At 62.3% G+C, this 25,607-nt stretch carries 21 protein-coding genes; 6 read left to right on the top strand and 15 right to left on the bottom strand.

Features of this window, described 5'->3' with window-relative positions; genetic code table 11:
- Positions 1-62 precede the first annotated feature (62 nt).
- Positions 63-848, bottom strand: coding sequence for an SDR family NAD(P)-dependent oxidoreductase (locus IM737_RS03180; protein ID WP_236898269.1), 786 nt, complete (start codon positions 846-848; stop codon positions 63-65).
- A 115-nt stretch (positions 849-963) separates the two neighbouring features.
- The gene (locus IM737_RS03185; protein ID WP_236898271.1) at positions 964-2,772 is read right to left on the bottom strand and encodes an IlvD/Edd family dehydratase; all 1,809 of its coding nucleotides are present in this window, start codon (positions 2,770-2,772) and stop codon (positions 964-966) included.
- Between the two features lie 294 nt (positions 2,773-3,066).
- Between IM737_RS03185 and IM737_RS03190 the strand changes: the two genes are divergently transcribed.
- Genes IM737_RS03190 through IM737_RS03205 form a run of 4 tightly spaced genes read left to right on the top strand, consistent with a single transcriptional unit; the run spans position 3,067 to position 7,443 of the window.
- Entirely contained in the window at positions 3,067-3,987 is a 921-nt protein-coding gene (locus IM737_RS03190; RefSeq protein WP_236898273.1) for a 2-dehydro-3-deoxygalactonokinase, read from the top strand.
- 8 nt (positions 3,988-3,995) lie between these two features.
- Complete coding sequence (locus IM737_RS03195; RefSeq protein ID WP_236898274.1) at positions 3,996-4,607, top strand: 2-dehydro-3-deoxy-6-phosphogalactonate aldolase; 612 nt, start codon at positions 3,996-3,998, stop codon at positions 4,605-4,607.
- The gene (locus IM737_RS03200) at positions 4,604-5,479 is read left to right on the top strand and encodes an SMP-30/gluconolactonase/LRE family protein (protein WP_236898275.1); all 876 of its coding nucleotides are present in this window, start codon (positions 4,604-4,606) and stop codon (positions 5,477-5,479) included. The genes IM737_RS03195 and IM737_RS03200 overlap by 4 nt, the downstream gene beginning before the upstream one ends.
- A gap of 8 nt (positions 5,480-5,487) precedes the next feature.
- On the top strand, positions 5,488-7,443 hold the full coding sequence (locus IM737_RS03205; RefSeq protein WP_236898276.1) for a beta-galactosidase: 1,956 nt from the start codon (positions 5,488-5,490) through the stop codon (positions 7,441-7,443).
- Here the strand turns inward: IM737_RS03205 and IM737_RS03210 are convergent.
- A complete protein-coding gene (locus IM737_RS03210; protein ID WP_236898277.1) occupies positions 7,415-9,565 on the bottom strand; it encodes a ComEC/Rec2 family competence protein in 2,151 nt (716 codons plus the stop codon). The two genes, IM737_RS03205 and IM737_RS03210, sit on opposite strands and share 29 nt — an antisense overlap.
- A gap of 77 nt (positions 9,566-9,642) precedes the next feature.
- On the opposite strand from IM737_RS03210, the gene gltX reads away from it, so the two are divergent.
- Positions 9,643-11,061, top strand: a complete 1,419-nt coding sequence (gltX, locus tag IM737_RS03215; protein ID WP_442874166.1) for a glutamate--tRNA ligase — start codon at positions 9,643-9,645, stop codon at positions 11,059-11,061.
- A 153-nt stretch (positions 11,062-11,214) separates the two neighbouring features.
- On the top strand, positions 11,215-12,504 hold the full coding sequence (gltA, locus tag IM737_RS03220) for a citrate synthase (RefSeq protein WP_236898280.1): 1,290 nt from the start codon (positions 11,215-11,217) through the stop codon (positions 12,502-12,504).
- On the opposite strand, the gene IM737_RS03225 is transcribed toward gltA, so the two are convergent.
- From IM737_RS03225 to rpsB, 12 genes are all read right to left on the bottom strand, one after another.
- Positions 12,480-13,631, bottom strand: coding sequence for a lipid-A-disaccharide synthase (locus tag IM737_RS03225; protein WP_236898282.1), 1,152 nt, complete (start codon positions 13,629-13,631; stop codon positions 12,480-12,482). The genes gltA and IM737_RS03225 overlap by 25 nt on opposite strands.
- 60 nt (positions 13,632-13,691) lie before the next feature.
- Positions 13,692-14,501: an acyl-ACP--UDP-N-acetylglucosamine O-acyltransferase gene (gene lpxA / locus IM737_RS03230; RefSeq protein WP_236898283.1), complete on the bottom strand. Its 810-nt coding sequence runs from the start codon at positions 14,499-14,501 to the stop codon at positions 13,692-13,694.
- Positions 14,498-14,974, bottom strand: a complete 477-nt coding sequence (gene fabZ / locus IM737_RS03235) for a 3-hydroxyacyl-ACP dehydratase FabZ (protein WP_236898285.1) — start codon at positions 14,972-14,974, stop codon at positions 14,498-14,500. Before fabZ ends, lpxA begins: the two co-directional genes overlap by 4 nt.
- Positions 14,971-15,999 (bottom strand): UDP-3-O-(3-hydroxymyristoyl)glucosamine N-acyltransferase, encoded by a 1,029-nt coding sequence (gene lpxD / locus IM737_RS03240; RefSeq protein WP_236898287.1) that lies wholly within the window; start codon positions 15,997-15,999, stop codon positions 14,971-14,973. Before lpxD ends, fabZ begins: the two co-directional genes overlap by 4 nt.
- 72 nt (positions 16,000-16,071) lie before the next feature.
- Positions 16,072-18,192: an outer membrane protein assembly factor BamA gene (bamA, locus tag IM737_RS03245; protein ID WP_236898289.1), complete on the bottom strand. Its 2,121-nt coding sequence runs from the start codon at positions 18,190-18,192 to the stop codon at positions 16,072-16,074.
- 184 nt (positions 18,193-18,376) lie between these two features.
- Entirely contained in the window at positions 18,377-19,792 is a 1,416-nt protein-coding gene (gene rseP, locus IM737_RS03250; protein WP_236898291.1) for an RIP metalloprotease RseP, read from the bottom strand.
- Positions 19,793-19,821: 29 nt separating this feature from the next.
- Positions 19,822-20,682 (bottom strand): phosphatidate cytidylyltransferase, encoded by an 861-nt coding sequence (locus IM737_RS03255; protein WP_236898293.1) that lies wholly within the window; start codon positions 20,680-20,682, stop codon positions 19,822-19,824.
- Positions 20,679-21,440 (bottom strand): isoprenyl transferase, encoded by a 762-nt coding sequence (locus IM737_RS03260; RefSeq protein WP_236898295.1) that lies wholly within the window; start codon positions 21,438-21,440, stop codon positions 20,679-20,681. Before IM737_RS03260 ends, IM737_RS03255 begins: the two co-directional genes overlap by 4 nt.
- A gap of 29 nt (positions 21,441-21,469) precedes the next feature.
- Positions 21,470-22,024, bottom strand: a complete 555-nt coding sequence (gene frr, locus IM737_RS03265) for a ribosome recycling factor (protein WP_236898297.1) — start codon at positions 22,022-22,024, stop codon at positions 21,470-21,472.
- A gap of 18 nt (positions 22,025-22,042) precedes the next feature.
- A complete protein-coding gene (gene pyrH, locus IM737_RS03270; protein WP_442874167.1) occupies positions 22,043-22,762 on the bottom strand; it encodes a UMP kinase in 720 nt (239 codons plus the stop codon).
- 203 nt (positions 22,763-22,965) lie between these two features.
- On the bottom strand, positions 22,966-23,898 hold the full coding sequence (gene tsf, locus IM737_RS03275) for a translation elongation factor Ts (RefSeq protein ID WP_236898301.1): 933 nt from the start codon (positions 23,896-23,898) through the stop codon (positions 22,966-22,968).
- 71 nt (positions 23,899-23,969) lie between these two features.
- Complete coding sequence (gene rpsB, locus IM737_RS03280; RefSeq protein WP_236898303.1) at positions 23,970-24,743, bottom strand: 30S ribosomal protein S2; 774 nt, start codon at positions 24,741-24,743, stop codon at positions 23,970-23,972.
- Between the last annotated feature and the right edge of the window lie 864 nt (positions 24,744-25,607).

Genomic DNA, 25,607 nt, shown 5'->3' on the forward strand with positions numbered 1-25,607 from the left:
TTTGTACTCCTCAGATGGCTCCACCCTGCCCCAAATCAGAGCGTTGGACTTGATCGCGCTTGCTAGTCGATCAACGCCCCACCTGTGGCATTGGCAAAAGTGGCCGTCATGCCGGCAGCCAGGTCACTTGACAGCAGTGTCACCGCATCGGCCACCTGTGCCAAGGCTGTGACCCGGCCCAGTGGAACACCGCTCCCCCACTCCTCGGACAATTCCTTGAATGTCTTACCCACGGCCTCAGCATGCTGCATCCAGGCATCGCGCACGCCAGGCGCATCAGGCGATCCCGGTGACCGAACCCAGCAAACGCGGACGCCCTTGTGGCCTACTTCTTGTCCGAGCTGACGCAGGAAGTTCTCGACGGCCGCGCAAGCGATACCAAAACCGCCGACATTGGCCATGGTAACCCGCCCGACATTGGCGGTGATGCCCACGATCACGCCGCCCGCGTGCTGGGCCATGTGGTCAGCCACGATAGTCCCGGTATGAAACCAGGTCCGCATCCCGCCGAGGATCGGCGCCATGACGGCGTCATAGCCCATCTCGGACATGTGGCTGCCCTGCACATCGTCCCAGTAGATGCCGTTGAACATGATCTGGACCGGCCCCAGTCGACCGGTCACCTCGTCGAGGTGCGCTGCGATCGAGGCGGGGTCGCGGGCATCGACCAGGGTGACATCGACCTTACCGCCGACGGCCCGAATCTCCTCGGCGACCGCATCGAGCGGTGCTCGGTTGCGCGCCGCCAGCACCACATGCGCGCCCTCGCGTGCATAGGCTCTGGCCACCGCTCCACCAACCGCACCGCTGCCACCATAGATGAGCGCGGTCTTGTTCTTGAGCAACATCAACATCCTCCAAGCTGTTTCGCCGCCAAGGACGCGGCGTGGCCCCTGGCACCGACATTGGCGCAAAAGAAAAGGCCCGCCAATGGCGGGCCTTCCTGATTTTTGACCGATAAGATCAGTGGTTGTCGCGCGGCACGCCATTGGTCTGGGCGATGCGCTGGTACTTCTCGGCCGGCTTGAGAATGGCGCCATCGCCGAGCTGGCCGACGATGCCGCGCTGGATTTCCTGCCACGGGGTCTGGTGCTTGGGGAACTTGTAGCCGCCCATCGATTCCAGATCAGCGCGACGGGTCGCGATTTCCTCATCCGAGATCAGGATATTGGCCTGGCCCTTGTTGAGATCGATCCGCACCATGTCACCCGTGCGCAGGATGGCAAGGTTGCCACCGGCAGCCGCTTCCGGAGACGCATTGAGAATCGAAGGCGAACCCGACGTGCCCGATTGGCGACCATCGCCGATACAGGCCAGGGCATGAATGCCCTTCTTGATGAGGTAGGCCGGCGGCCGCATGTTGACCACCTCAGCCGCGCCCGGATAGCCGATGGGGCCGGCACCGCGCATGAACAGCAGCGTGTTTTCGTCGATTTCCAGGGACGGGTCGTCGATGCGATGGTGATAATCCTCCGGACCGTCGAACACCACTGCCTTGCCCTCGAACATGCCCGGATGCTCGGGATTGTTGAGGTAGCGATCGCGGAACTCGGTCGAGATCACTGATGTCTTCATGATGGCGTTGTCGAACAGGTTGCCGCGCAGCACGAGGAACCCGGCCTCGGTCTTGAGCGGGTTATCGAAGTGGCGGATGACCTTGTCGTCCTGAATCGTCGTGTTCCGGCAATTCTCGCCAATGGTCTTGCCGTTGACGGTGGGCGCGTTCTCGCGGATCAGGCCCTGCGTCATCAGCTCGTTGACGACAGCCGGCACACCGCCGGCATGGTAATAGTCCTCGCCCAGATACTCACCGGCCGGCTGCAGGTTCACCAGCAGCGGCACCTTGTGGCCATAGGTCTGGAAATCCTGCAGTTCCAGCTCGACGCCAATATGCTTGGCGATGGCCTGGATATGGATCGGCGCATTGGTCGAACCACCGATCGCCGAATTGACGACGATGGTATTGATGAAGTTGTCCTTGGTCAGGATGTCGGACGGCTTGAGATCTTCGTGGACCATATCGACGATGCGCTTGCCCGTGCGATAGGCCATTTCCTGGCGGTCGCGATAGGGTGCAGGAATCGCGGCCGAACCGGGCAACTGCATGCCCAGCGACTCGGCCAGCGAGTTCATGGTCGAGGCCGTGCCCATGGTATTGCAGTAGCCGGTAGAGGGCGCCGACGAGGCCACCAATTCGATGAACTGGGCATAGTCGATTTCGCCGGCCGCCATCATCTGGCGGGCCTTCCACACGATGGTGCCCGAGCCCGTACGCTCGCCCTTATGCCAGCCATTGAGCATCGGTCCTACCGACAGTGCGATGGCAGGAATATTGACCGTCGCGGCGCCCATCAGCATGGCCGGGGTCGTCTTGTCGCAGCCGATTGTCAGCACCACGCCGTCGAGCGGATAGCCATAGAGCACTTCGACGAGGCCGAGATAGGCCAGGTTCCGGTCGAGGCCGGCCGTTGGGCGCTTGCCGGTTTCCTGAATGGGATGGACCGGGAATTCGATGGCGATGCCGCCTGCTTCGCGGATGCCTTCTCGCACGCGTTCGGCCAGCACGATGTGGTGGCGGTTACAGGGGCTCAGATCCGAGCCGGTCTGGGCAATGCCGATAATCGGCTTGTCCGACTGCAGCTCTTCGCGCGACACGCCGAAGTTCATGTAGCGCTCGAGATATAGCGCGGTCATGTCCGGATTGTCCGGGTTGTCGAACCAGGCGCGAGAACGCAACTTCTTGGGCGCGGAACCGCCGTTACCTGCCGTCATTTTCATCTTTCCTTGCTGCTACCGGCGCGCGCGAGCAGCGTCGGGTTTGACAGGTTCTAACATGGCGAGCGGTCTTGTGAATGCGATTCCGCATAAAAAATCATACTTATGGCTGGCGAGCTGGAATTCCTTGGTCTATGTGGCGGTTCGCGGAACCAGCCTTACCCTGAGAGGGGACGTGTTAGCGTCTGACGGCTTTGGTTTCAGCGGCGCAACACCAGCCAGAATCGGTCTGGCTGAAACAGCGTTCAGCGATTAGGGTCGCGCCCGAAGCGGGGCGGCGGAGAGGAATTCGTGACCGACATCGTAGACTGGATCGCCGTCGATTGGGGCACCTCCAACCTGCGGGCCTGGGGCCTTGCGCCCGATGGCACTGTCGCGCTGGAGCGCAGCTCGGCCAAGGGCATGGGCAAGCTGACGCGTGAGGAATTTCCCGGCGCTTTGACGGAACTGCTCGATGGCGTTGCGTCATCCCGCGGCGGTCCGCTCGATGTGCTGATCTGCGGCATGGCCGGAGCCCGCCAGGGCTGGCTCGAGGCACCCTATCTCGAAGCCCCCACCGATCTGCGCGGCCTGCTCGATGGCGCGGTGCATCCCCAGATGCCCGATAGGCATATCGCGCCTGCCATCCTGCCCGGCGTGTGCCAAAAAGCAGGCGCCGACAACGTCATGCGCGGCGAAGAAACCCAGCTGCTGGGCTATGCCGCACTCAATCCAGGCTATACCGGCGTGGTCTGCATGCCGGGCACCCATTCTAAATGGGCCCAGCTCTCAGGCACCCGCATCGAGCACTTCTCCACCGCCATGACGGGAGAAATGTTCGAGATACTGCGCACCCATTCGGTCCTGCGCCATTCGCTGACCGGCGATCTCGATGGTCCCGGCCGGGCCGAAGGTTTTGCCGCTGGCGCCGTTGCGGGACTCGAGCATCCGGAACAGTTGCTCGGTACGCTGTTCCAGGTGCGCGCCGGATCGTTGCTGTCAGGTCGTCAACCGGACTGGTGCGCGGGCTATCTTTCGGGCCTGCTGATCGGGACGGAAATCGGCAGCAATCGTCATCTCATCGGCGACCAAGCCGTGCCATTGATCGGCTCGCCCGCACTGTGCGCGCTCTATGCACAGGTACTGGGCATGATCGGCGCCGCCGGCGCGCCGCAGGACGCCACCCAGATCGTTCTCGCCGGCCTCAAGGCCGCGCGGAGCTTCGCCGCATAGGAGTATTTATGGACCACCGCCATCTCATCGCTATCCTGCGCGGCATCACGCCCGGCGAGACCATTGCCGTCTGCGAGGCGCTGATAGAAGCCGGCATCACCATGATCGAGGTGCCGCTCAACTCGCCCGATGCGCTGACCAGCATCGCCATGGCGTCCAATTCGCTGGGTGACAAAGCCGCAATCGGCGCCGGTACCGTGCTGACCAAGAAGAACGTCTGGGCCGTATCGGATGCCGGCGGCACATTCATCGTCTCGCCGGACACCAACAAGCAGGTGATCGAGGAGACGGTGCGGCTGCAGATGCTGTCCTATCCTGGCGTGTTCACCCCCACCGACGCCTTCCGCGCCATCAAGGCAGGCGCCACGGGGCTGAAGTTCTTCCCCGCAGAAGTGCTTGGCCCCAAGGGCATCAAGGCGATGAAGGCCGTGCTGCCGCCGGACATGCCGGTCTATGCCGTGGGCGGCGCCAATCCCGACAATTTCGGCGAGTATTTCGCCGCGGGCTGCACCGGTTTCGGCCTTGGAACCTACATCTACAAGCCCGGTATGGACGCCGCGCAGGTCGCAGAGCGCGGCGCTGCCGCCGTCGCCGCCTATGACGCAGGGAAAGCGGTATGACTCAGACCGCTAAGCTTCTGCTTGATTGCCAGTGCCAGCTGGGCGAAGGCCCGATCTGGCACCCCGGGCGCCAGCAGCTGTTCTTTTTCGACATCAACGAGCAGACCCTGTTCGCGGTGACCGCGGCCGGCGAGATCGCCGATAGCTGGCTGTTCAATGAGACGATCGCCGCCGCAGCTGTAGTCGACAACCACACGCTGGTGCTGGCGACCGACACCGGCCTCAAGGAATTCGATCTGGCGACCGGCGGCATGAACCGGATCAACGAGATCGAGGCCGACCAGCCCGAGACGCGGACCAACGACAGCCGCGTGCATCCATCCGGCGCGTTCTGGATCGGCACGATGACGCGGGCCGAGGACAATCCCGGTGGCGCTGTCTACCACTACCGGTCGGGTGCACTGACGACGCTCAAGACCGGCGTCAAGATACCCAACGCCACGTGCTTCTCGCCCGATGGCCGGACCGCCTATTGGACCGATACGCCCACCAAGAAGATCATGAAGATCGCCACCGACCCGACCACCGGCCTGCCAATCGGGGAATGGTCGCTGTTTGCCGACGTGGAAGGTCATCGCGGCTGGCCCGATGGCGCCGTGGTCGACAGCGAGGGCTATCTGTGGAACGCCCGCTGGGGCGGCTCCTGCGTGGTGCGCCACGCCCCTGACGGTTCGATCGACCGCATCGTCGAGGTGCCGGTGAGCCAGGTCACCTGCCCGGCTTTCGGCGGCCCCGACCTCAAGACCATGTTCATCACCACGGCAGCCAAGAATATGAGCGCCGAACAGCTGGCGGCCGAAAAGCATGCTGGCAGCCTGTTTGCCATAGACCTCGACGTTGCCGGTCAGCCTGAACCATCCATCACCCTCTGAGATCCGTCATGTCCACCCCTGCCCTCGGCGTCTGCTATTATCCCGAACACTGGCCCGAGGACTGGTGGGAACGCGATGCCCAGCGCATGGCCGAAGTCGGCATCAGCTATGTGCGCATCGGTGAATTTGCTTGGTCGAAGCTGGAGCCCACCCCGGGCAACCTGACCTTCGACTGGCTGATCCGCTCGATGGACGTACTGGGCCGCAATGGGCTCAAGGTCATCTTCGGCACGCCGACGGCAACGCCGCCGCGTTGGATGGTCGACAAGCATCCCGACATGCTGGCCGTCGACAAGAATGGCAATCGTAGGGGTTTCGGCTCACGCCGGCATTACGATTTCAGCCATCTCGGCTATCGCGAGGAATCCGCGCGCATCACGAGGCTGCTGGCCGAGGCCATTGGTAACCACCCTGCCCTTGGCGGTTGGCAGACCGACAACGAGTACGGCTGCCACGGCACGACCTATTCTTACTCGCCAGCAGCCAAGGAAGGCTTCCAGCGCTGGCTGGCCGACAAATACGGCACTGTCGACGCGCTGAACGGGGCCTGGGGCAACGTATTCTGGTCGATGGAATACAACCGTTTCGACCAGATCGAGCTGCCCAACTTGCTGGTTACAGAGGCCACGCCAGCCCATGACCTCGATTTCCGCCGCTATTCGTCGGACATGGTCGCGGCCTTCAACAAAGTGCAGTACGACATCCTCAAGGCCAAGCGGCCGGACCTGCCGGTCATCCATAATTTCATGAGCCGCTATACCGAGTTCGACCACTATGACGTGGCCGAGACGCTCGATATCGCCAGTTGGGACAGCTATCCGCTGGGGCATCTGGCAGTCAGCGACGAGTCAGCCGAGCTTAAGCGCCAATACATGCGCCAGGGCGATCCTGATAATGCAGCCTTCCACCACGACCTTTATCGCGCCGTCGGTCATGGCCGCTGGTGGGTGATGGAACAGCAGCCAGGCCCGGTGAACTGGGCACAGTTCAATCCCGACCCGCTGCCTGGCATGGCCCGTCTCTGGGCGTGGGAAGCCTTCTCACACGGCGCCGAAGTCGTGACCTACTTCCGCTGGCGTCAGGCGCCATTCGCACAGGAACAGATGCATGCGGGCCTGTTGCGGCCCGACAGCGAGCCGGCGCCGGCCTATCATGAGGCGACGCAAGTTGCACAGGAACTCAAGGCAGTCGGCATTGAGGGCAATGCCACCAAGGGCCGCGTCGCCGTGGTATTCGACTACCAAAGCGAATGGGCATGGGAAATCCAGCCGCAGGCCAAGGGCTTTTCGCATGGCGCGCATGTGAGGGCGCTTTACTCCGCCTTCCGCAAGCACGGTATCGACATCGACGTGCTGCCGCCCAGCACCAAGAGCTTTGCCGGTTATGATATCGTCGCCATCCCGGCGCTGTTCGCCTGGAATGACGACCTGCGCACGGCGATTGCCGAGTTCGAAGGCCATCTGCTGATCGGCCCGCGCTCCGGCTCCAAGACGCAGGACTTCGCCATCCCGGCCAAGCTGGCGCCCGATCTGCCGAGCAACCTGCTCGATCTCAAGGTGACGCGCATCGACAGCATCGATCCGTCGCTCGAAATCGAGGTCAAGGGCAGCGGCGGCGTGCATCTCTGGCGCGAGCGCATCGAAACCAAGGCCAATGTGGTGATCGAAGATGTTGAAGGCTGGCCGGTGCTGGTCAACCAGGGCAAGGTCTACTATCTGGGCGCGACCGGGACGAAGGCACTGGTGCAGCGCGTTGTCGACTACTTGATCGAAGAGGTCGACCTGCCGGTCCTCAACCTGCCCGCTGGCGTTCGCTGCCGCACCCGCGATGGTTTCCGCATCTACGTGAACTACGGCACGGGCGCCGCCACTCTGAACCAGGCCAGCGACGAAACGGGTTATGTGTTGGGCACGGCAGAGCTGGCAGCAGCCGGTGTCACGGTGGCACGACTCGCCAGGGCCTAGTCAGGTTCGGGATGGCGGTGCGGATATCGAACCGCGCCGCCGCCGCGTTCCATCGCAACCAGTGCACACCGCCGGCCGCCAGATCGTCGACGTCGATGATCTGGCCGCCATGACAGGTCGTCGGCGCCCGGATACGAGCGATCAGCAGGTCGTGCAGGCCGCAATCCTCGGCAAAGGCAGCGGCATTCTTGACTGCAGCGATGGAAAATTGCGGCGTCTTTGCGATGCAGCCCAGACCGTCGCAATGCAGGCTAGACACCGTACTGGCGATAACCTCCTGATAATGCTCGCTCCAGGCGTCGACGGCGAAACTACCGGTTTGGCCGGTTACCAGCCCCACGCCATCGGCCGAGCGCAGCGCGACCGCCTGCGTCGTATCGGCGATGAGTAGGTCCGGACGCTGGTCGAAGCCGAACAGCAGGAGCAACGGCAGCGCCATCCCGGGTCCAAGAAGCCGCCACCAGTTGTTGATAAAGGCGAACCAGGCCAGTGCAACCAGGCCAATGATCAGAGCCACACCGGTCAGCAACGGGTTACCGGTCAAGCCAGCGCTCCAGCCCGCTACGAGCTCAGCGCCATCGACCATCCGGTCGATCCCCCACCCCATGATTGAGACGAATGGCGCCTCAATGCCGAATGGCATCGCCAGCACTGACAGCACTGCGAATGGCATGATGATCAGGCTGACGACCGGCAGCACCAGGACATTGCCGACAACGCCCAGCGGCGCCGTCTGCTGGAAATGATAGGCGGAGAATAGAAGCGTGGCGCCGCCCGCGATGAAGCTGGTGACCGCCGTCGCCCAGATCGTCGCCCATAGACGCTGACCCCAGTTGCGCTGCTCTGTCGGCGCCCCACGGGGCATCTCGTAGATCCCGATCAGCGCCACCACCGCGGCAAATGAAAGCTGGAAGCTGGCGCGGAACACGCTGGCCGGATCGATGACGATAATTGCCAGGGCGGCGATAGCGACGTTGCGCATGGTGAGTGCCCGTCGTCCGGCCAGGACCGCGCCAAAGATCAAACCGAGCATGATGGCAGACCGTAAAGCCGGCACGTTGGCGATGCCACCGGCCAACATCATGTAGCCCGCGGCCGCCAACAGCCCTGTAACCGCGGCGATCTTCTTGACGGGCCAGCGCGTCGCCGCAGCGGGGATAGCCGCCAGGGCCCAACGCATCAGCCAGAACATGCCGCCCGCCACGATCGAAAGATGCAGGCCCGAGATCGAGTAGATATGCGCCAGCCCCGAAGCCGCCATAACCTCGCGCGTCTCATCGGTGATGGCGCTCTGGTCGCCCATCACCATGGCCCGGCCAATGGCCGCGGCATCGTCGTCTAGCACCGCATCGATCCGGGCTCCGATGGCCATGCGGGTGGTCTCGATGCCGCGCGTGATATCCAGGTTGGAGCCGGCCGAGACCAGTTCGAAATTGCCGCCCGTGACAGTGCCATAGGCGCCCACGCCAGCGAAATAGGAGTGAAACTGCCCGTCATAGGCACCGGGCAGGATCGGGCCGGGCACGGGCGCCAGCCGCAGCGTCGCACGGATGATGTCACCCGGAGCCAGGGGCGGCTCAGGCGGAACGACCAGCCGGGCCCTCGCGATGGTCACCGGTCGATCGCCAGCAGTGGGCGTCAACCCGGAAACCACGATGCGCCGCGCCTCCGCCGTTGCCGACACGATTTCTTCGACCCGTGCTTCGAAGGCGCCATAGGCCGGCCGCGCCAGCATGCTCGTACCGAACCAATGGCCGTGGATCGGCAGCAGGCAGACACCGATCCAGAAGGCGGCAGCCAGCGTCGCCAAAGGCAATGCGGCGGAGTTGCGTACCAATATCAGCAGCACAATGATCGCTACAGCACCACCCGCCAGCGCCCATGCATGTGGCTCGACCGGCAATTGTGCGTAGACGATGAGCCCGGCAATCATGGCGAAAGGCAGCAGCACAAACAACCGGCGGCCCGCTATCGCATTGTCCACCGCCGCCATTATGGTAGCGGCAACGTTACGCTTTTCCGGTATCCGCTGCCCTGGGCGAAGCCGCGCCGGCAGCGGCGGCGGCCGTTCAGGCGCTGCCGCGGCATCCGCCGCCCGATCGAGAATTTCCGCCCCCTGCACCGGCCTTGCCCCTGCCCTTGCGCTCGTGCCGCGCTATGCTACACACGGCCCACAAACTCTCCAAGCATTCCGGTCTCATGTCCCAGGTCGTTACCCGTTTCGCCCCCTCGCCAACTGGCTATCTCCACATCGGTGGTGCCCGCACAGCCCTGTTCAGTTGGGCGTATGCCAAGAACCAGGGCGGCAAGATGTTGCTGCGCATCGAGGATACCGATCGCGAACGCTCGACCGAGGCGGCCGTCGTGGCGCTGATCGATGGCCTCAAGTGGCTGGGCCTCGACTGGGACGGGGAGCCGATCAGCCAGTTCGGCCGCGCTGCCCGCCATGCCGAGGTCGCTCATGAACTGGTGAAGATGGGTCACGCCTATTACTGCTACTGCTCGCCGGCCGAGCTGGACCAAATGCGCGAAGAGGCCCGCGCCGCCGGCAAACCGCCGCGCTACAACGGCTACTGGCGCGACCGCGATCAGAGCGAAGCTCCGGCTGGTGTTTCGCCGGTGGTGCGTATCAAGGCGCCGCTGTCAGGCGATATCGTCGTGGACGATCACGTTCAGGGCAAGGTCGTATTCAAGACCGAGAACCTGGACGATTTTATCATCCTCCGCTCGGACGGCACTCCAACCTATATGCATGCCGTTGTGGTCGACGACCATGACATGGGCGTAACCCACATCATCCGTGGCGACGACCACCTGACCAATGCCGCCCGCCAGATCGTCATCTACAATGCCATGGGCTGGACCGTGCCCGAGATGGCGCATATCCCGCTGATCCATGGCGCCGACGGCGCCAAGATGAGTAAGCGCCACGGCGCGGTTGGCGTAGAGGCCTATCGCCAGATGGGCTACCTGCCCGAAGCCATGCGCAACTACCTGTCGCGCCTGGGCTGGAGTCACGGCGATGACGAAATCTTCTCCACCCAGCAGATGATCGAGTGGTTCAGCCTCGATGGTCTCAACAAGGGCGCGGCGCGCTTCGATTTCGTCAAGCTTGAGAACATCAACGGTCACTATATCCGCGAGGCCAAGCCGGACTACCTCTACGACGTCATGCTGGCCACCGCAGAGGAGCTGGGCCGGCTGACCGATGTCGATGGCCTCGTCGCCAACAAAGACACAGTACTCGCCGCACTGCCCGAGGTTCAACCCCGCGCCAAGACGGTGCTCGAACTGATCGACCTGTCGCAGTTCATCTACGCGTCACGTCCGCTTGGTATCGACGCGGCAGCAACCGCGCTGCTGACGGACGAAAGTCGATCGGTGCTGGGCGACATGGCGGAGGTGCTGCGCGGGCTAAACGACTGGTCTGTGCCAGCGATCGACGCCGCTATGCGCGGGCTTGCTGAAGCTAAGGGCCTCAAGCTCGGCAAACTGGCGCAGCCACTGCGCGCCGCCTTGACCGGACGCACCGTGTCGCCAGGCATTTTCGAGGTTATGGTGCTCATCGGGCGGGACGAAAGTATGGCTCGCCTTGAGGATCAAATTCGGGCTGTCTAGTGCTAATAGGAGGGTAAGCCTTGCTTACCCATTGGTTGCCTCGGATGGGGAAAAGCTGATACTTCTCTGAGGAAATGTGACTACCGAAATATACGGCCCCGCCCCGCCGAAACTTCCTTCCAAACGGGGTTCGGAGCCTTCGAGGAGAGCTCAATGACCGACAAAGTCGCCAAACTCGTCATCGGGGACCAGACCCACGAATTCCCGGTTCTGTCCGGCTCGGTTGGACCTGACGTCATCGACATAAGGTCGCTCTATGCCAAGACCGGCATGTTCACCTACGATCCCGGTTTCACCTCGACGGCGGCTTGCGACAGCGCCATCACCTATATCGACGGCGACAAGGGTGAACTGCTGTATCGCGGCTACCCCATCGACCAGCTTTCCGAAAAGAGCAGCTATATCGAAGTCTGCTACCTGCTCCTTTACGGCGAACTGCCAAGCAAGGCGCAACTGGCCGAATTCAGCGAACTGGTAACGCGCCACACCATGGTGCATGAACAGATGCACTATTTCTACCGCGGCTTCCGTCGCGATGCGCATCCGATGGCCATCATGACTGGCGTGGTCGGCGCCATGGCCGCCTTTTATCATGACTCGACCGACATCACCGATCCGCAGCAGCGCGAGATCGCCTCGATCCGCATGATCGCCAAGATGCCGACAATCGCGGCCATGGCCTACAAATACTCGGTCGGCCAGCCCTTCGTTTACCCGCGCAACGACCTCGATTACGCGTCGAACTTCCTGCACATGTGCTTCTCGGTTCCGGCCGAAAACTACAAGGTGAACCCAACCATCGCCAAGGCGATGGACCTGATCTTCACCCTGCATGCCGATCACGAACAGAACGCCTCGACCTCGACCGTGCGCCTCGCCGGTTCGTCCGATGCCAACCCGTTCGCCTGTATCGCGGCAGGCGTGGCCTGCCTCTGGGGCCCGGCCCATGGCGGCGCCAATGAGGCGGCGCTCAACATGCTGAAGGAAATCGGCACTGTCGACCGCATTCCCGAGTTCATCGCCCGCGCCAAGGACAAGTCCGACAGCTTCAAGCTGATGGGCTTCGGTCACCGCGTCTACAAGAACTTCGACCCCCGCGCGACGGTGATGCAGAAGACCGCCAAGGAAGTGCTCGACCTGCTCGGCGTGCACAACAACCCGACGCTGCAGGTGGCGCAGGAGCTGGAAAAGATTGCGCTCGAGGACCCCTACTTCATCGATCGCAAGCTCTATCCCAACGTCGATTTCTACTCAGGCATCATCCTGGAGGCGATCGGCTTCCCGACCTCGATGTTCACCGTGCTGTTCTCGGTGGCCCGTACCGTTGGCTGGATCAGCCAGTGGAAGGAAATGATCGCCGATCCGCAGAAGAAGATCGGTCGCCCGCGCCAGCTCTATGACGGAGCGCCGCTGCGCGACTATGTCGGGCTGACCAGCCGCTGATAACCCTGCCAATGGCTGAGGACCCGGTCCGCCGGGTCCCGCCGCGGAAACTCGGGCTCGCCGGTTTCCATCAGATGCGCAAGCTCGCCAAAGGCCTCGATCTGGTTCTGGCGGGCTTTTTTGTCGTCAAGCAGCGCGCGCAGCGTATCGGACAGCGCGACGGGATCTGCCGGCGCCTGTACCAGTTCCGGCACGACCGGACGGCCGAGGATGATGTTGGGCAGCGATACCGCTGGTCGGCCATAGCGCTGGTAGGCCGACGCCTGGTGGTTGTCCATCACGTAGCTCACAACCATCGGCAGCTGCGCCAGCGCCAGCTCCAGCGTCGCGGTGCCGGAAACGGCTAGCGCCGCAACTGCGCGACTGTAGAGATCGGCCCGCTGGCCACGATCGGCGATGACTGTCACCGGAACAGCCCAGTTGCCGACCTCTGCGCGGATGCGCGTCAGGAGAGATGGCAGAGTGGGGATGACAATCTCTTCGACCGCTGGATGGCCCGCCAGACTCTCCACCACCTCACGGAATGCTGGAAGATGCCGCCTGAGTTCGCCCTCGCGGCTTCCCGGCAGCAGGATCAACGGCCCGTGGTCGCGCGCCGCTCTGCCCTGCAAGGCCTCCGCCAGTGCTGGGTGACCAACATAGCTGGTGGGTGGCCCACCAAGGCGCTGCATCGCGGCCGGTTCGAACGGCAGAACGGCCAGGACTTCGTCGAACAGCGGCTTGAGTTTGGCCGCCCGCTCAGGATGGCGTGCCCAGACCGAGGGTGACACATAGAGGATGCGTCGGCCGGCATAACCCAGGGAGCGCATCCGTTGAGCCAGCAGCTTGGAAAAGTCCTGCGCGTCGATGAGGACGACAATGTCCGGTCGCAACTTGCAGATGGCGCGCGCCGTTTGCTCGATTCGCCACAACAGCAGTGGTAGGCGACGCAGCACGTCGCTTATGCCCATGACCGCAAGATCGCTCATCGGGTAGAGCGATTTGAGACCATCCGCAGTCAGTTCGTCACCGCCCACACCATGGACGTCGAGCGGCACGCGGGACCGCAGTCGCGCCAAGAGGTCGGCACCAATGCGGTCGCCGGAGGCTTCACCGGCCAGAATGAACAGCTTGAGCGGATCAGCCATGATCGAGGCTGATGGCGCCAGCGCCGGCAAATAGCGATAGACGCCCGGCAGCCTTGGCCATTATTCGGCGGTCTGGCCGTTGCGCGGCATCAGGATTGGCCGGTCCGAGGCGGCGGCAATAAAGGCCACCACGTCCTGCACCAGGGCATCGCCTTTGAACAGCGCGCCAGCATCCTCGACGCGCTCGCGCAACGTACCTTCGCTGGCAAAGATAAGCCGATAGGCGGCGCGCAGCCGATGGATGGCTTCCCGATCAAACTTGCGACGCTTCAGCCCGACCAGATTGAGCCCGGTTAGCGAAGCCCGGTTGCCCACGGCCATGCCATAGGGAATGACGTCGCCATCAACCATCGACTGGGCGCCGATAAAGGCATGCGCGCCGATGCGGGTGAACTGATGGATCACGCAGGTACCACCGAAGATGACATTGTCCCCGATCTGGCAGTGACCGGCGATGCCAACATAGTTTGCCATGATGACATTATTGCCCAGAATAGCATCGTGGGCCACGTGCGCGCTGGCCATGATCAGGCAGTCATTGCCGATCTTGGTCAGCATGCCACCGTTCTCAGTGCCGGGATTGATCGTCACCGACTCGCGGATGACGCAGCGCTTGCCGATCACCAGGCGGGAAGCCTCGCCGTGATACTTGAGATCCTGTGGCTGATGGCCGATCGAGGCGAAGGGGAAGATACGCGTCCCTGCGCCAATTTCAGTATGACCATCGATCGACACATGCGAGACGAGTTCGACATCGTCATGCAGCACCACACTATCGCCGACAATGCAGTAGGGTCCGATCTTGACGCCCTTACCAAGCCGAGCCAGCGAGCCGACTATGGCCGTCGGGTGAACGGTGGCGTTGCTCACAGAGGCGCCTCGACGATCATCGCCGTGATTTCGGCCTCCGCAATTACCGTGCCATCGACAATGGCCTCGGCTTTGTAGCGGCCGACATTGCGCCGTCGCTGAATCTTGGCGATGTGGAACTCAATCGTGTCGCCTGGCCCGGCCGGCTTGCGGAACTTGGCCTTGTCGACGCCCAGCATCAGCACGATGTTCTTCCGGCCGCTGGTGGAGTCATGCTTGATGACGATGGCGCCGGCAGTCTGTGCCATGCCTTCGATGATCAGCACGCCCGGAAAGATCGGGTTCTCGGGGAAGTGGCCCTGGAAGATCGGTTCGTTGAACGTGACGTTCTTGATACCGACCGCGGTCTCGTCGCCGTCGATCTTGATGATCTTGTCGATCATCAGGAACGGATAGCGATGTGGCAGGCTCTTGAGGATTTCGGCAATGCTCATCGCGGTGAGCGTAGTGCTCTCGTTGGCGTTGTCGTTCATCCTCTTTTGCCCCCTTTGGAAAGTTTACGCATGGTGGCGATCTCTCGCCAGAAATCTCGAATATCCTGAGCCGGCGCACCGGCCAATTTGCTGCCGGGCGGCCAATCTTTAGTGACAGCGGCCCGACCATGCACCACCGAGCCGGCGCCGATGGTCATATGCCCCGACGTGCCGACGCCGCCGCCCATCAGCACGCCGTCTCCAACAATGGTAGAGCCCGAGAGCCCGCTCATCGCCGCAATGAGACAATTGCGCCCAATACGGCAGTTGTGTCCGATCTGGACCAGATTGTCGATCTTGGTGCCCTCGCCGATCATGGTATCGCCGAGCGCACCACGGTCGACCGTAGAATTAGCGCCGATCTCGACCCTATCCTGGATCAGCACCCGGCCCAGTTGCGGCACCTTGCGATTGGACACGCCGAAGTCGAGCCAGCCGAAGCCCTCCGTGCCGATCCGCACGCCCGAATGGATGACCACGTCATTGCCGATATGGGCACAATCAATGGTGCAGTTGGCGGCGATAGTCACGTTGCGGCCTAGAGTGACGCCTGCCCCAATCACGGTATTGGCTCCGATGATCGTGCCGCGCCCGATCTCGACGCCCGGTCCGATCACGACGTTGGAGCCGACTGAAACATCACGCTCGAAGATCGGTGCGCCAAGGTCATCGCGCCCCTGGGCGATAACGCCACGGGTACTCGCCGGATAAAGCTGATCGAGCAGTTCCGCGAACAAATGATGCGGTTTGTCGCTGACAAGCGCCATGGTGCCGCTGGGGACCACGTCGCGCAGTGAGGCCATAACGATGACCAGACCGGCCGACGTGCCGCGCAGCTCCTCAATGTAGTCAGTATGGGCGGCGAGAGCCACATCGCCCGGCCCAGCCAGCTCCAACTCGGTCACCCCCGTAATGGTGAAGCCCGGATTGGCAACGGCCGACAGCTGCTCCTGGCGCCCGAGCGCAGTCAGCAGAGAGCCGATTGTTGCAGGGCCGGCAAAACGGTGAAAACGGGTGTCGACCATGGTGTCACTTAAAAGCATTGAGCCGCGGCGCTACCGCCCCGCGGCTCAATGAACTGTTTCACGCCAATCCTGCTAGAGCAAGGTCTGGATTGTCAGCTGGAACAACTGCGTACGATCATCAGTAGACTTGTTCAGGACGTGAGCGAAGTCGCCACGCAGCGGGCCAAACGGCGAGTCCCAGATGAGCGACGCACCGATCGAGGTCCGCAGCGGCACATCCGTGCTTCCGCCATCGACCGGCACAGCACCGATATTGGGCAGGCCATCGACCCAGGCCGCGTCGGCCCAGATGGCGCCGCTCAGGCCATAGCTTTCCGGAATACCGGGGATCGGGAAGGCGATTTCAGCCGAGAGACCAGCATACATGGTGGCACCGAGGTATTCGCCGCTCGTCAGGCGCGGGCCGTAGCCGCGACCTTCGAAGCCACGGATAAGCGTGCCGCCAGGATTGAAGGCTTCCACAGCATGCACACCACCACCCAGCGAATTGATCACGCCAGCCTGGCCCTTGACGCTCGCCACGATCCCACTGTCTTCGACCAGCGGCATGAAGTAGCGAGCACGCGCTTCGGTACGGATCAGATTGTGATCCCAGCCGATATATTGCTGCGTGAAGGTCGCATAGAGGCCCTCTGTCGGCTTCTTGACGTCATCAACACCGTTCCAAGTCAGCGTATAGCCAACAAAAGCCTTGTTGAACTCGTCACCATCGTTGACCAGCGACGACTCCGCTGCAGGATTGCCTTCGACGTCCACAATAGTTTTGCGCTCGTAGCCGGCGAAGATAGTGGCCGACAGGTCGGAGGTCAGAGGGATACCGGCACGGAGCTGACCACCCGTCGACTGCGAACCGTAGAAGCTCGTCGACGTTTCGTCGCTGATGCGGTGATAGGCATCGAGACCGGCCGACACCTTGAGACCCATGAAGCGAGGCTCGGTGAAGGAGAAGTCGAAGGTACGGCCCGACTGCGAAGCGCCGATGGCGGCACGCAGATACTGGCCACGACCAAGGAAGTTGCGCTCGGTCAGCGAGACTTCACCCAGTACGCCATCCACGGTCGAGTAACCGGCGGTCGCGCCATACTCACCCGTAGAGGTTTCGGTCACGGCGATGTTGATGATCACCTTGTCCGGCGCCGAACCAGGCGCCGTCGTCACTTCAACGGCCGAGAAGAAACCCAGCGCATCAATGTTCTGACGGCCACGCACCACAAGCGAACGGTTGAAGGGGTCGCCTTCAGCGAACTCCAGTTCACGACGGATCACGAAGTCACGGGTCTTGGTGTTACCGGTGATATTGACGCGCTCAACATAGATGCGCGGGCCCTCATCAACCAGATAGGTGACCTTGAACGTACCGTTGGCAACGTCACGATCGAGGCGAGCACGGACATCGGCGAAGGAATAGCCCTGCGCAGTTGCCTCATAGGCCATATCCTCGATCGTACCCTGGAGGTCGGAGGCCGAGTAATTGCTACCATCGTCGGTCTGCACAGCACCCTTGAGGGCGTTGGTGTTAAGGCCGGCAATGCTGGTCTCGATGCCAACGCCGGCAAACTTGTACTTCTGACCTTCATTGATGGTGAAGTTGATGAAGTACGCGTTCTGCGATGCGTCGTACTCGCCGACCGAGGTTACCTGTGCATCCGGAAAGCCACGGTTAGCGTAGTAAAGACGGATACGCTCGCGATCGACGGCAATCTTCTGCTCGTCGTAGCCGTCATCCTTGAACAGCCAGCTGAGAATGCCGGTTTCCTTGGTCAACAGGGCACCCTTGAGGTTGCCGCCGTTGATGGAGTTGTTACCGGTGAAATTGATTGCCTTGATCCCGGCGCGGTTGCCTTCGTTGACCACAAAGGTAACGCGAACGCGGCCATCGGCCGTCGCTTCGGTACGCGCAGTCACGGAGACTGCGAGGAAACCGTCACGGTCATAGGCCTGGCGGATGCTCTCGATATCGGAAGCGAGCCGGTTCTGCGTGAAAATGCCAGAGGCGGAGATATCAACCATAGCCAGGAGCTGAGAATCCGAGAAGCGCCGGTTGCCCTCGAACAGGACGGAGCCAACCAGCTGCTCCTGAGCCTGAGCCGTCACAACGCCAAGAAGCGGAATGCTGGGGCCGGCGAGCGGTGCTGCGCCCAGTATCGCAAGCGCCAGGAAGGCGCCGCGCATCAGCTTGGTTGGGTGGATCATATTATTATTGCCTTCTGCGACCAGGCCCAAAGAATCGCCATGCATAGCGCTCCCCCAGGCTAACTCCATTGCACCGTTTTACCGCACTTTTAACCAAGGACAAGGCGTAAGCCTCGACGCAGTTAGCAAATGCTTGGTGCTCTTGTATTCCTGCAACACCTTACGAACCAAGGTTAACAGCACGTTAACTCAGGGTTCGCAGATAGGCGAACAGCGTGTCGTTGAAGAGCGTGAACACCATGAGTGCCAGGACAAGGGCAAATCCGAAGCGGAAGCCGATTTCCTGAACTCTCATGCTGAGCGGACGCCCTCGCACGGCCTCAACCAAATAGTACATGAGGTGACCGCCGTCGAGCATAGGAACCGGTAAAAGATTGAAAATACCGATATTTAGCGAGAGCAAAGCGGTGAGATTTATGAGTGCGACAATGCCGAGTGTCGCCACCTCCCCCGATACCTTGGCAACCTTGATCGGCCCACCCAGCTGCTCAACGTCGCCGCGACCCACGAAGAAGTCGCCAAGGAACGCAGCCGTTCGCTGCACCAGGAAGCGTATCTCCTCAAATGTCATGCCTACGGCCTCGATCGGGCCAGGACGATACAGCGTCACCGCCACAGCCTCGGGCTCTCCGGGGCTGATCCCGATTCTCCCGATGGTCCGAACGCTACCCACCCGATCCTCGACCTCGACGGCCTCCGGCTCAAGCGTAACGGTCTGACGTTGCCCTGCGCGCTCCAGTGCAATGGTGATGGGCTGCCCCGGCTTGGCGACAACCAGCTTCTGGAAATCCGAGAAGTTACTCACCGTCACGCCGTCGACAGAGATGAACCGGTCGCCTGCCTGCAGTCCGGCTTTCTCGGCCACGGTGTCCTTGAGCACTTCGCCGACGGTCGCCGGCAGAACGAACGGATAGACTCCAGCATTGCCGATGCGCTGCGTATTGCCGAACCGATCCTTGTACTCAACGGCGTCGGGCACCAACACGACAGTCTGGCTCTCGCTGCCGCGATCAAGCTGGATGGTCACGGCCCGCTCGGGGCTGGTGGCGATCAGGCGGTCGAAATCCTCAAAGCCGCGGACAGCGAAGCCATCCACCGACACGAAGATATCGCCGGGCTCAATGCCCGCCTCCTCCGCTACCGAACCAGCGATGACCTCGCCGACCGCCGGAGGCGTGACATAGCGGCCATAGCCGAGCAGCAGGGCGTAGAGAATGACGAAGGTGAGGATAACGTTGGCGAGAGGACCGGCGACCACCACGGCAATGCGGCGCCAGACGTTCTTGTTGGCAAACAGCTGCGGCGCCAGGTCCGGGCTGGCATTGGCAATGACCTCTTCATCCGGTGTGCTGGCCGCGTTCATGTCGCCAACGAAGCGGACATAGCCGCCCAGCGGGATCGCCGAAATGCGCCAGCGTGTGCCGTGCTTGTCGTCCCAGCCGACCAGTTCCTTGCCGAAGCCGATCGAGAAGGTCTGGATGGCGACGCCATTCCAGCGGGCCACCAGATAGTGTCCCATCTCGTGCACGAAGACGATGACGGTCAGCACAGCCAGGAACGGCAAGACATAGGACAAGAGCCAATAGATGAATTCGAACATGGTCTTCCTTGCTCAGCCCGCGGGCCGGCTTACCAGTAGAGCAGCCCCTCGGCGACCGAGCCGAATCCGAGATGCAGTGACCCGACGAGCAGCACCAGCAACACGCCGAATGTGAGGCTGTCGAGCCGATCCATCAGGCCGCCATGGCCGGGAATGATGTCGCCGCTATCTTTGATGCGGAAATGCCGCTTGATGGCGCTTTCGCTCAGATCGCCGAGCTGACCCAGCACACTGATCGACGCGGACAAGACAAGTCCGATCCACCACGGGGAATCGGTGGCGATAACCCAGAATAGGAGCCCTGCCCCGGTCCCCAGCGCCAGTCCGCCCAAGGCGCCCGACCAGGTCTTGGACGGCGAAATCTGCGGCGCGAGTTTCTCGCCCCCGATTTGACGCCCGGTGAAGAATGCCGCGGAGTCGGTCATCCAGACGACAATACCGAGATAGACGCCGGCCCAGACACCGGCAATCGTGTCGCCACGCATCGCCAAGGCGGCAATGATGATCGCGCCGTAGATCACCAAACCGAGTACGCGCCACCACATGCCCTCGCCACGGGCTCCAATCGCAATGGTGCAAGCCACGGCTATCAGCGCGATGGTGCAAAGCGGACCGAAGAACGGAAATACCAGTCCAGACAGAGCCACGAGGCCAATCAGTACCATGCCGGTGCTGGTCAGCGGCGCGCGGGACACCATGCTTTCCCACTCACGATAGGCACCAGCAAAGACCGCGCCGACCACGGCCGCAAACACATAGCCGCCGACGTAGAGCGCCGTCGCCGTCAGCGCGATAAGCACCGTGGCCGAAATCAGACGCGGGCCAAGATCTGACCAGAGGCGCCGGCGGCTGGTTGCAGGTTCAGACGCGGGATCGCCCGGTGTGCTCAAGGTTGCGCCGCCCCGATGCCGCCAAAGCGCCTGTCGCGCAGGGCAAACGTCTCGAGCACCCGCACGAAGCTGGCCTCGTCGAAATCGGGCCAATTCTCATCGACGAAGACGAATTCCGAATAGGCGGCCTGCCACAGCAGGAAATTGGAAATCCGCTGTTCGCCACTGGTGCGGATAATGAGATCGGGATCAGGCAGGCCGGCGGTGTAGAGCGCCGCCTCAATGGTGGCCTCTGTAATCTGCTCTGGCGCCAGCCGGCCGGCGGCAACTTCGCGGGCAATCCGCCGCGTTGCCTCGGCGATTTCTGCCTTGCCGCCATAGTTGAAGGCGACCACCAGCACGAGGCCGGTATTGGACAGGGTCTTGGCTTCGACGTCGTCGATCAACCGGATCAGCGAGGGCTCCAGACCCTCCCGCGTACCGATGATTCGAACCCGCACATTATTCCGGATCAGCCGCTGCAAGTCCGACGCAACAAACCGTCGCAGCAGATTGAAAATGAACGCGACTTCTTCGCGCGGACGCGTCCAGTTCTCTGACGAGAAGCTGAACACAGTCAGGTGCCCGACGCCGTAGGTGATGCAGAGTTCGACGAGGTTGCGGAGCGCCTTGACGCCCTCGATATGCCCCTCGGTGCGCCGCTTGCCGCGAGCCTTGGCCCAGCGACCGTTGCCGTCCATGATCACGCCAAGGTGTGCCGGAATGCGCAGCCGCGGACGCTGCGCAGGTTCGACTGATATGGCGGGATCAACAGACATCTACGCGCTCCTGGCGCAGTTTGCGGGTCTCAGACCTGCATGATTTCCGCTTCTTTGGCAGCAACGACCTGATCGATCTCGGCCACCGCAGCGTCGGTCGCCTTCTGCACCAGATCGGTTTGCGCGCGCGCATCATCCTGCGCGACATCGCCATCCTTCTCGGCCTTCTTGAGCGCATCCATACCGTCACGCCGGATGTGGCGCACAGCCACGCGGGCCGCCTCGGCATAGTTGTGGGCGACCTTGGCCAGTTCCTTGCGACGCTGCTCGTTGAGCTCGGGCAGCGGCACGCGGATCACCTGGCCCTCCCCCATCGGGTTGAGACCAAGACCGCTGTCGCGAATGGCCTTCTCGACAGCCATGGCCAGCGAGCGATCCCACACCTGCACGCTCAGCATGCGCGGCTCCGGCACGGTCACGGTGGCCAACTGGCTCAGCGGCGTACGCGAACCGTAGGCCTCCACAGTCACCGGCTCCAACAGGCTCGCGCTGGCACGGCCCGTGCGCAGGCCAGCGAGTTCTTCGCGGAGCGAAGTGATCGACTTCTGCATGCGGGTTTTGAGATCAGGGAGGTTGTAGGCCATGGTGTCAGTCCTTCTAGGCTAGAGCGGCTTGCCGACGCGCGTGCTGCGGACGCGCCCGGCCAGAACGCCGGACAGACCTTCCTTGTCGTCCAGCGAATACACGATTATCGGCAGGTTATTGTCACGGGCAAGGGCGAAAGCCGCCGTATCCATGACGCGCAGGTTCTGCTTGATGACATCGTCGTGGCTGATCTGCTCGTAACGCGTCGCACTGGGATCCTTCTTGGGATCTGCTGAGTAAACGCCGTCGACATTGGTACCCTTGAGCACCACATCGCATTGCAGCTCGATGCCACGCAAGGCGGCAGCAGTGTCGGTGGTGAAGAATGGATTGCCGATGCCGCCGCCCAGCACGACCACGTAGCCGTCTTCGAGCGCCGCCTTGGCAGCGCGAGCGGTATAGGTGTCGGCGACCGATGGCATGGTGGTGGCGCTGAAGACCTTGGCCTTGACGCCGGCATTGGTGAGGGCGCCGGCCAAGGCCAGGGCGTTGATGACGGTGCCTAGCGTGCCCATCATGTCGGCGGTGACGCGATCGCCGCCATTGGCGGCCACGGCCATGCCGCGGAAGATGTTGCCACCACCGGTGACGACCGCAATCTGGATGCCGGTCTTGGCCACGCCGGCAATCTGTTGGGCGACGCCATCGAGGAATTCGGGCTGGATGCCGAACTGCTGGTCGCCCGACAGCGCTTCGCCCGAAACCTTGAGCAGAATGCGTTTGTAGGCAGGCGCCATCGGCAAACCCCTTTTCTGAACAAATAGACGGGGCACCGAATCCGGCGACACCCGACAGACATTAAGGCAAAAGCAGCTGCCGCCGCCAGTCGAATTCAAGCTTTGGCGGGGTCTTTGCGCTCGATCCCCGGCCAAATCAAGGCCATCGGGGAGAGCAGCGAGCGGACCCGTGGGTCCACCCGCAGAATTGGCAGGCGAGAGACTTACGCCTTGACGCCGGCAGTGGCCGCGACTTCGGCAGCGAAGTCGGTCTCGACCTTCTCAATGCCCTCGCCCAGTGCATAGCGCACGAACTTGGTCAGCTTGATCGGGGCGCCAACGGTCGCCTCGGCATTCTTGATCGCGACGCCGACCTTGGTCTCGCCATCGATCACGAAGGTCTGGGCCAGGAGCGTCACTTCTTCGAAGTATTTGCGCATGCGGCCATCGACCATCTTCTCGGCGATCTCGGCCGACTTGCCCGATTCCTTGACCTGCTCGAGGATGATGGCGCGCTCGCGGGCCACAACGGCAGGATCGAGGTCAGCCGGATCGATCGACAGCGGATTGGTCGCTGCGATGTGCATGGCCAGCTGCTTGCCGAGTGCCGACAGGGCAGCCTTGTCGCCGGTCGATTCGAGAGCCACCAGAATGCCGATCTTGCCCAGGCCAGCCTTGACGGCATTGTGGACATAGCTTTCGACAACGCCGTCGCTGACCGAAAGGGTCTGCGTGCGGCGCAGGTTCATGTTCTCGCCGATCTTGGAAATGGCTTCGGTCAGTTCGGCCGAAACCGAATGGCCCGAACCGGGGAACGGCATTTCGCCAAGCTTGACGACATCGCCGTCCGCATCGAGCGAGAGCTTGGCAATCGAGCCGACAATGTTCTGGAACTGCTCGTTGCGGGCAACGAAGTCAGTTTCAGAGTTCACTTCGACGACCGAAGCCTTGGTGCCCGAGGTGGCAACGCCGACGAGGCCTTCAGCGGCAACGCGGTCGGCCTTCTTGGCGGCCTTGGCGAGGCCACGGGTGCGCAGCCAGTCGACTGCTGCTTCCATGTCGCCATTGGTTTCGGCCAGGGCCTTCTTGCAATCCATCATGCCGACGCCGGTGGAGTCGCGCAGCTGCTTGACGAGGCCTGCAGTAATTTCAACCATGATAACACCTTTCGGCGGCCCCTCGATTGGGGCCGCATGGTTCAGATCAAGACGAAGTCCGAATAGCGGACTTAGTTGACGGTTGTTGCTTCTTCAGCCGGAAGGTCTTCGGCCGGAGCGCGCTCGGACGCACCGAGGTCAGCGCCGTGACCCGAAGCCGAACGGCCGATGCCGTCGATCGCAGCACGCGAAACCAGCGACACGTAGAGTTCCAGAGCGCGCGACGCGTCGTCATTGCCGGGGATGGCATAGTCGACGGTGTCGGGATCGGAATTCGTGTCGACGATGGCGATGACCGGGATACCCAGACGACGGGCTTCCTTGATCGCGTTGGCTTCCTTGTTGGTGTCGATGACGAACAGCAGGGACGGCAGGTTGCCCATGTCCTTGATACCGCCCAGGTCACGCTCAAGGCGTTCCTGCTCGCGGCTCATCATCAGGCGTTCCTTCTTGGTGCGCAGAGCCAGCTGGTCTTCGCCCATCGATTCGAGTTCGCGCAGGCGCGAGATCGAGTTCGAGATGGTCTGCCAGTTGGTCAGCGTGCCGCCGAGCCAGCGGGAGTTCACGAAATACTGGGCCGACTGCTTGGCAGCATCGGCAACCAGCGGTGCGGCCTGGCGCTTGGTGCCGACGAACAGCACGCGGCCGCCGTCAGCGACGGTGTCGCTGATCAGCTGCAGGGCGCGGCTCAGGGCCGGCACGGTCTGGCTCAGGTCGAGAATGTGGATGTCGTTGCGAACGCCGAAAATGTAGCGCTCCATCTTGGGGTTCCAGCGGTGCTTCTGGTGACCAAAGTGGACGCCTGCTTCAAGCAGTTGACGCATAGAAAAATCGGGCAGTGCCATGGTGGCTGCTCCTGTTTACCGGTTGATGCCGCCACGAAGCCTTGCGACGGTCTCCCGCCACCGGATGGATTCTCGGTCGCCCGAAAAGCCTGCTTCGTGTGTGAAATCGCGCTGACGCGCAGTCAAACGCAGGGGCGATATAGGGGAAGCGGGGCTAAAGAGCAAGAGGCGCACCGCTCACGCGCTTGTCAGGCAACGCCACGACTGCCGGTGCATTGTTCAATCATGGACCCGCGCCTGGACGCGGGGACAAGGGTGAAAGCCCCGATCAGGGAGAGGATAGGCTCCGGCTCGCCTCTCCCGCCCATTTCCCTCCATCTCCCATCGCTAGACGCATGCCAGGGCGCCGCCTGCAACGCGGTTGTCGACTGTTTGTGCCTGCCAGGGTGGCAGGAAGCGGACCCCGAGACGGCTTTCGCCTCTGAGTTTAGTTTTTAGTGAGACGGAAGCCGTCTCGGGGTGCCGGTTTTTGGAACGTTTCCGGCGGCGGGAGGTCATAGCCTCTCACGGCCGAAACGCGAACCTGTGGGAGAAGGCAAAATCCCCACCCGGCTCACCCCACCACTGTTCGCCTGCAGGCCGCCGTGTGGGGTGATAGGGGGAGTGTACGGGAGGATTTGGGGTCGGGGATAAGATGGATAGGCTTATGTCAGGGACAGAATGGCCACAACGGGGTGGATTGCGGACATTCTGCTCCCGGGAAATGCAGCTGGAAAAGCAGACGTGATTCCGGTTTGCGAACTTGGCCAGTAGCGGACTGACCGCTTTCGAATCGACGTCGAGGGAGCGACCTTCCTGTCGGGAGGTCGCATATTCGCCATAGGACCAACGGCCTAGGTGGGATGCTCAATGGTCCGGGGACGA

The organism is Devosia sp. SL43 (genome assembly GCF_021729885.1).
In the GTDB taxonomy this organism is placed as follows: Bacteria; Pseudomonadota; Alphaproteobacteria; order Rhizobiales; family Devosiaceae; genus Devosia.

What these genes read in the sequence shown, in the direction of transcription:
- IM737_RS03180 (WP_236898269.1), bottom strand. Translation starts at nt 848, where the DNA reads ATGTTGCTCAAGAACAAGACCGCGCTCATCTATGGTGGCAGCGGTGCG.
- IM737_RS03185 (WP_236898271.1), bottom strand. Translation starts at nt 2,772, where the DNA reads ATGACGGCAGGTAACGGCGGTTCCGCGCCCAAGAAGTTGCGTTCTCGC.
- IM737_RS03195 (WP_236898274.1), top strand. Translation starts at nt 3,996, where the DNA reads ATGGACCACCGCCATCTCATCGCTATCCTGCGCGGCATCACGCCCGGC.
- IM737_RS03200 (WP_236898275.1), top strand. Translation starts at nt 4,604, where the DNA reads ATGACTCAGACCGCTAAGCTTCTGCTTGATTGCCAGTGCCAGCTGGGC.
- IM737_RS03205 (WP_236898276.1), top strand. Translation starts at nt 5,488, where the DNA reads ATGTCCACCCCTGCCCTCGGCGTCTGCTATTATCCCGAACACTGGCCC.
- gltX (WP_442874166.1), top strand. Translation starts at nt 9,643, where the DNA reads ATGTCCCAGGTCGTTACCCGTTTCGCCCCCTCGCCAACTGGCTATCTC.
- gltA (WP_236898280.1), top strand. Translation starts at nt 11,215, where the DNA reads ATGACCGACAAAGTCGCCAAACTCGTCATCGGGGACCAGACCCACGAA.
- IM737_RS03225 (WP_236898282.1), bottom strand. Translation starts at nt 13,631, where the DNA reads ATGGCTGATCCGCTCAAGCTGTTCATTCTGGCCGGTGAAGCCTCCGGC.
- fabZ (WP_236898285.1), bottom strand. Translation starts at nt 14,974, where the DNA reads ATGAACGACAACGCCAACGAGAGCACTACGCTCACCGCGATGAGCATT.
- lpxD (WP_236898287.1), bottom strand. Translation starts at nt 15,999, where the DNA reads ATGGTCGACACCCGTTTTCACCGTTTTGCCGGCCCTGCAACAATCGGC.
- bamA (WP_236898289.1), bottom strand. Translation starts at nt 18,192, where the DNA reads ATGATCCACCCAACCAAGCTGATGCGCGGCGCCTTCCTGGCGCTTGCG.
- rseP (WP_236898291.1), bottom strand. Translation starts at nt 19,792, where the DNA reads ATGTTCGAATTCATCTATTGGCTCTTGTCCTATGTCTTGCCGTTCCTG.
- IM737_RS03260 (WP_236898295.1), bottom strand. Translation starts at nt 21,440, where the DNA reads ATGTCTGTTGATCCCGCCATATCAGTCGAACCTGCGCAGCGTCCGCGG.
- frr (WP_236898297.1), bottom strand. Translation starts at nt 22,024, where the DNA reads ATGGCCTACAACCTCCCTGATCTCAAAACCCGCATGCAGAAGTCGATC.
- pyrH (WP_442874167.1), bottom strand. Translation starts at nt 22,762, where the DNA reads ATGGCGCCTGCCTACAAACGCATTCTGCTCAAGGTTTCGGGCGAAGCG.
- tsf (WP_236898301.1), bottom strand. Translation starts at nt 23,898, where the DNA reads ATGGTTGAAATTACTGCAGGCCTCGTCAAGCAGCTGCGCGACTCCACC.
- rpsB (WP_236898303.1), bottom strand. Translation starts at nt 24,743, where the DNA reads ATGGCACTGCCCGATTTTTCTATGCGTCAACTGCTTGAAGCAGGCGTC.